At 49.1% G+C, this 5,074-nt stretch carries 6 protein-coding genes and 1 pseudogene; 3 read left to right on the top strand and 4 right to left on the bottom strand.

All coding sequences use genetic code 11. The annotated features are described in order from the left end of the window. Positions 1-240, top strand: a pseudogene (locus ACEW8P_RS04210) (AAA family ATPase); the annotation flags it as partial. Positions 241-439: 199 nt separating this feature from the next. On the opposite strand, the gene ACEW8P_RS04205 reads toward ACEW8P_RS04210, so the two are convergent. The 4 genes from ACEW8P_RS04205 to ACEW8P_RS04190 all read right to left on the bottom strand — a co-directional run bounded on the left by ACEW8P_RS04205 (position 440) and on the right by ACEW8P_RS04190 (position 2,597). After that, positions 440-1,360 (bottom strand): abortive infection system antitoxin AbiGi family protein, encoded by a 921-nt coding sequence (locus ACEW8P_RS04205; protein WP_373511859.1) that lies wholly within the window; start codon positions 1,358-1,360, stop codon positions 440-442. A gap of 170 nt (positions 1,361-1,530) precedes the next feature. Beyond that, positions 1,531-1,815 (bottom strand): hypothetical protein, encoded by a 285-nt coding sequence (locus tag ACEW8P_RS04200; RefSeq protein ID WP_373511858.1) that lies wholly within the window; start codon positions 1,813-1,815, stop codon positions 1,531-1,533. Positions 1,816-1,939: 124 nt separating this feature from the next. Then, the gene (locus ACEW8P_RS04195) at positions 1,940-2,359 is read right to left on the bottom strand and encodes an HNH endonuclease (RefSeq protein WP_373511857.1); all 420 of its coding nucleotides are present in this window, start codon (positions 2,357-2,359) and stop codon (positions 1,940-1,942) included. Beyond that, positions 2,346-2,597: a hypothetical protein gene (locus tag ACEW8P_RS04190; protein WP_373511856.1), complete on the bottom strand. Its 252-nt coding sequence runs from the start codon at positions 2,595-2,597 to the stop codon at positions 2,346-2,348. The genes ACEW8P_RS04195 and ACEW8P_RS04190 overlap by 14 nt, the downstream gene beginning before the upstream one ends. Positions 2,598-2,702: 105 nt before the next feature. On the opposite strand from ACEW8P_RS04190, the gene ACEW8P_RS04185 reads away from it, so the two are divergent. Beyond that, complete coding sequence (locus ACEW8P_RS04185; protein ID WP_373511855.1) at positions 2,703-3,248, top strand: hypothetical protein; 546 nt, start codon at positions 2,703-2,705, stop codon at positions 3,246-3,248. Between the two features lie 261 nt (positions 3,249-3,509). After that, a partial coding sequence (locus ACEW8P_RS04180; RefSeq protein WP_373511854.1) for a DNA methyltransferase occupies positions 3,510-5,074 on the top strand: 1,565 nt, incomplete at its 3' end.

Raw genomic sequence — 5,074 nt, 5'->3', positions numbered from 1 at the left:
GAATTCTATTTCTGGCGCGATGCGGCTGGACATGAAGTAGATTTGTTGAAACCTACGGGATTGCGGTTCGATATTTATGAAATAAAATGTACCCAAACGATTGTTTCAGAACACTTTAAAGGATTGGCATATCTTGAAAAGATCGCGCCGGAGGCGGTGGGAGAGAAGACGCTGATTTATGGCGGGCTGGAAAATCAGATACGGAGGGAGTATTGGGTAAAGGGGTGGCGGTCGGTTTAGTTTTGTGTGGGCCATTGAATCAGCAAAATGGTCGAGGTGCTTATGTGTAGGATCGCATTACAAACGCGAGGAGATAGACGCGCCCGATTGCAAATCGGGGCGAGCGGGGGGGTAGCTTTTCCCCAAAAAGACTACTAGTTTCAGAACAGGACTAATGCAAATGATTCTAAAAGATTTGGAGGAAGTACAAAACTCTTCTTCAGTGGGGGAAGAAATCCCTTTGAAGGGTCTCATAAGACGTCACTTTGGAATACAAAAGGTGCAATTGATCTTCATTGACCCCGCGTTTTCCCTCATATTCCGCTTTCAGGTGCTTTTGGAGTTCAGGAATTTCATCGTTCATCCCTACAACGATGTGGGTTATGTCATCTATTTCAAATTTCAGATCATTGTACTTAGGTACTTCATTCTTAGCTCTTTCTGCATTTTCAGCAATAGATTGATAATATTGAGAGTTATGAGATGAATGAAAAAGTTTTCTTCCCGATATAATACTGGCATCATTAGGTACATACCTCCATTCTTTCTCATCAACGAATGATATACTTTCAGAAGGGATATTTGGTTTATCTAAATTTATCTCACCTATGGGTTTTAAAAACAATGTTTCATAGGGGTACAAATTCTCTTTATTATCATTTATTAAGCCATTACTGATATTCATTTGGCTAGGGGGATAATAGGTCTCAATGCCGTACCGACCAGGAATTTTTGTTTTTTCCGACTCCTCCTGATGATATTTACTACCTTTTACGCATTTATCAATGAAGCTATGGGCAATCTGACTACCCGGTACTAAATAGATGACAGGATTTAAATTATGGTCAAGCCCCCAGGACTTTGTGAGGCCGATTCCATAAGCGATCTTACCATTTCTGCCATCACTCCCATAATGATTAAGGTGAGATTTGATGTTTGAAATAGGGATATCACAAAAGCTAACCATGGGAATGTACAAATATTGAAGAAATGCATCCGCCGGGTGACCCTGAAAGTGACTAGGTTTATACAAAAATCCTCTATCTCGGACTGGTACCTTGTTCTTGAAATGAAGCGGAGAATACTCCTCGTGATATAAAACCCAAAAGCCTTCCGATAGGATGCCTTTCAGAGCTTTCATCCCCCCGCGGGTGTAATGAAAAAGTGAATCTGAGCTAAGGGGCATATATCTGAAAGTTTAATTTAAAATGAAAAAGAACGCATCTATAAATATGGCAATAAAGTCGCAATTCATCTCCTGTCAGCCTGACCAAAGCGTTAGCTATTAGTTATTGGTAAATTTGCCATAGTTCATCCTGCCGTGTCGTACATGAGCAATTCAGCCACTTGTCCATCTTCATCCATCATTACCTTTTTGTAAATTCTCTGAAAAGGGAACTGGGGGGCAAACGTCGATACTGCACTTATCGGCTTATTATTATTTTCTACGAGATACGAAATGACAATCTCCCACACTTTTTCATCCTTTCGATGAACCGCCTGTTCGAGCCTGAAATCAGGTTTTTCCAATGGCGATAAATCCCTCAACTGAGTGGTTGCGTTATGCAGCAGGTCTTTCAAATTCATGGTTTTCATAGCTTTGTTGATCTTTTTTTGATGCTCCACCAAGTACTCCAATGTCGCCAACGTTCTCCCGATGCAGACAACTTTGTCAGGAGCGTACATACAAAGATAAACTCCTTATTTTGGTTACCTTTTATTAAGGCAATATCCCTGCTTCAATCAAATCCAGTCTTTCCAAAATTCGATTGACATCATTGAGATTCAATATTTTGATAGTGGCAGAACCAATGTCGGATTTTGCCAGGATAGCCCCCTCGTTGATTTCAAAGTGATCCTGCCACTTGTATTTCCTGGGATTATACAATCGGACAAAAGTTTCCTCATCTTCCAAAACTGTACCTACATCGGAACCCTTGCTGTTGTTGCAGACGGGACAGGTATAGGCTAGATTCTCACTAATTGTCAAACCTCCGTGCTTACGGCTTATAATATGGTCTATCTGAAATTTTAGAAAAGAGGCTTTTTCGGGCCGTAGGCAATATTCACAGCGGTAGTCGGCTCTTACAGCCACCTCGAGACGGAGTGCGTCCGGGATGTATCGACTACTTCGCTCCATCTTTCGACAAGCGCAGTAGCGTACGAGACTTAGCAAGTCGGACGATATGCTCCAAAATAAAGTAGTGATCCAGCTCTTCCTTCTCACGCGCCGAAAGCTGTTCTTCTTGCTTTTTTTCGATCAGATACTCCACGCGTTCTTGCAAAGAATCGGGAGCGTGGAAGGCCAGTACCTTTTCCGCATCCATCGAAGCAATGAAGTCAGCAAGGCTGTCGTAGATATTTTGGTAAGCTATCATGAGTAAAGGTCGGCTTGCCTTCGGCGATAATTTTGTCAGGAGCGTAAATATACAGATAAACCCCTTATTTTGCCACAGCATCCATGACCCTCCCGCCCTCCCACCATGCTCCTCACGCCCACCACCCCCACCAAATCCCTCGACCCCGCTTACAAGCTACGTCCCGAACGCGAGCAGATCGAACGCTTCAAGGATCGTTTTAAAACGCTGTTCGGCTACATCGACGAAAAAGAGAGCGAAGAGAACATCAAGGACCACCTCATGGATTTCCTGAAAGAGGTGTACTACAAGGAGAGCTATGTGGTGGCGCCCAAGGGCAAGACCGACTTCGTGATTCACCTGGGCAAGGACGCGGCGAGTCCGGCGGGGGTGCTGTTCGAGGTGAAGCGGCCGGCCAACCGCAGCGAGATGGTGAGCCGCGAGAATCTGAATACCAAGGCGTTTCACGAGTTGCTGCTGTACTACTTTCAGGAGCGGAGCCGCGACCGTAATTCCGACTTGCGGCACTGCGTCGTGACCAACGTGTACGAGTGGTACATCTTTGACGCCGCGCTGATCGACCGGGTGTTTTACCGGAATGCCTGGCTCAAAAAAGAGTACACTGCCTGGGCCACGGGGCAAAAGGTGAGCCGGAATAACGACCTGTTTTAAAATGAAATAGCCAAACCGTTCCTGGCCGAACTGACCGAGGAAATTCCGTTTACGTACTTCGACCTCCGTACCTACCAGAAGAACGTCGAGGATAGGGACCCGACCAACGACAAGGCACTGCTGCCGCTGTACAAGGTACTTTCACCCGCACATCTGCTCAAGCTGCCCGCTGCCACCGACAGTAACCGCCTCAATCCGCGATTCTATACCGAGCTGCTGCATCTGATTGGGCTGGAAGAGACCAAAGAGGGCAATAAGAAAGTGATTCGGCGCAAAGCCGAAGGACAGCGCGACGAGGGTTCGCTGCTCGAAAACACGATTATTGAGCTTCAAACCTCCGGTAAGCTTTCGCACCTCACCGACCCCGGACAGTACGGCCGCACCCACGACGAGCAGCTTTTCAGCGTGGCGCTGGAACTTTGCATCACCTGGGTCAACCGGATTCTGTTCCTGAAACTGCTGGAATCGCAACTGGTGAAGTACCACCGCGGCGACCGCGCCTACGCCTTCCTGAACAGCGCCAAGCTGGCCGATTTCGATGAGGTATATCGGCTGTTTTTCCGGGTGCTGGCCAGGCGTCCGGCGGAGCGGCAGGGTGGCGTCCGGCAGAAGTTTGGTAAAGTACCTTACCTCAACTCCTCGCTGTTCGAGATTACGGAACTGGAAGATACGACCCTAAGCATCAACACGCTCGATAGTAGTCTGAGCCTGCCGTTGTTGCGGCAATCGGTGCTGCGGGATCATCCCGCTTACCGCGACCGCGCCGAACTACCCGCGCTGGGGTACTTGTTCGCATTTCTGGACGCCTACGATTTTGCGTCGGAAAGCGGCGACGATATTCAGGAAAAAAACCGGGCGCTCATCAACGCCAGTGTGCTGGGTTTGATATTTGAAAAAATCAACGGCTACAAGGACGGCTCGTTCTACACGCCGGGCTTCATCACGGAGTACATGTGCCGCGAAACCATCCGCCGCGCCGTGGTGCAGAAGTTCAACGACGCCCACGGCTGGCGGTGCGCCGACTTCGCCGCGCTGCGCGACAAAGACCTCGACCGCCCCCGCGCCAACGCCCTCATCGACTCGCTGCGCATTTGCGACCCGGCGGTGGGTTCGGGGCATTTTCTGGTATCGGCGCTCAACGAGTTGATCGCCATTAAGAGCGAACTCGGGATTTTGCAGGACGACGCGGGCCGTCGGCTCAAAGGATACCTGATTCGGGTCGTGAACGACGAACTGGTGGTGCTGGACGAGGAAGACGACGAACCTTTTACTTACTTCTTGCAGGAAGCCACGGGAAAACCGACCGCCGAGCGGCAGCGGGTGCAGCGGGTACTTTTCCACGAGAAGCAGGTACTGATCGAAAACTGCCTGTTTGGCGTGGACATCAATCCCAACTCGGTCAAGATCTGTCGGTTGCGGTTGTGGATCGAGTTGCTGAAAAACGCTTATTACACCGAGGAATCGGGTTTTGCGGAACTGGAAACGCTGCCCAACATCGACATCAACATCAAGCAGGGCAACAGTTTGCTGAGCAAATTCAGCCTCACCGAAGACCTCAGCGACGTGTTTCGGAAGCAGCGGTTCAGTCTGCAAACGTACCGGAGCGCGGTGGCGGCCTACAAAAACACCGCCGACAAGGACGCCAAAGCCGAATTACTGCGCTTTATCCACGACATCAAGGGGCAGTTTCGCGAGACGGTCATCAACCGCGACCCGCGCCGCAAACGGCTCTCGGCCAAGCGTGGCGAACGGATGTTGCTCGACAACAACTTCGATATTTTCGGGAAGCCCATCAAAGACCCCAAGCTGGTGGCGGTGGAGAAAAA

It is taken from the genome of Persicitalea sp. (assembly GCF_041751555.1).
GTDB lineage: Bacteria > Bacteroidota > Bacteroidia > Cytophagales > Spirosomataceae > Persicitalea.
Note: the sequence above shows the minus strand (reverse complement) of the source record. Positions and strands in the feature narration are given on the sequence as shown.

Bases quoted from the DNA above. Each gene is read 5' to 3' on its own strand.
- ACEW8P_RS04195 (WP_373511857.1), bottom strand. From the start codon at position 2,359: ATGGAGCGAAGTAGTCGATACATCCCGGACGCACTCCGTCTCGAGGTG.
- ACEW8P_RS04190 (WP_373511856.1), bottom strand. From the start codon at position 2,597: ATGATAGCTTACCAAAATATCTACGACAGCCTTGCTGACTTCATTGCT.
- ACEW8P_RS04205 (WP_373511859.1), bottom strand. From the start codon at position 1,360: ATGAAAGCTCTGAAAGGCATCCTATCGGAAGGCTTTTGGGTTTTATAT.
- ACEW8P_RS04185 (WP_373511855.1), top strand. From the start codon at position 2,703: ATGCTCCTCACGCCCACCACCCCCACCAAATCCCTCGACCCCGCTTAC.
- ACEW8P_RS04200 (WP_373511858.1), bottom strand. From the start codon at position 1,815: ATGAAAACCATGAATTTGAAAGACCTGCTGCATAACGCAACCACTCAG.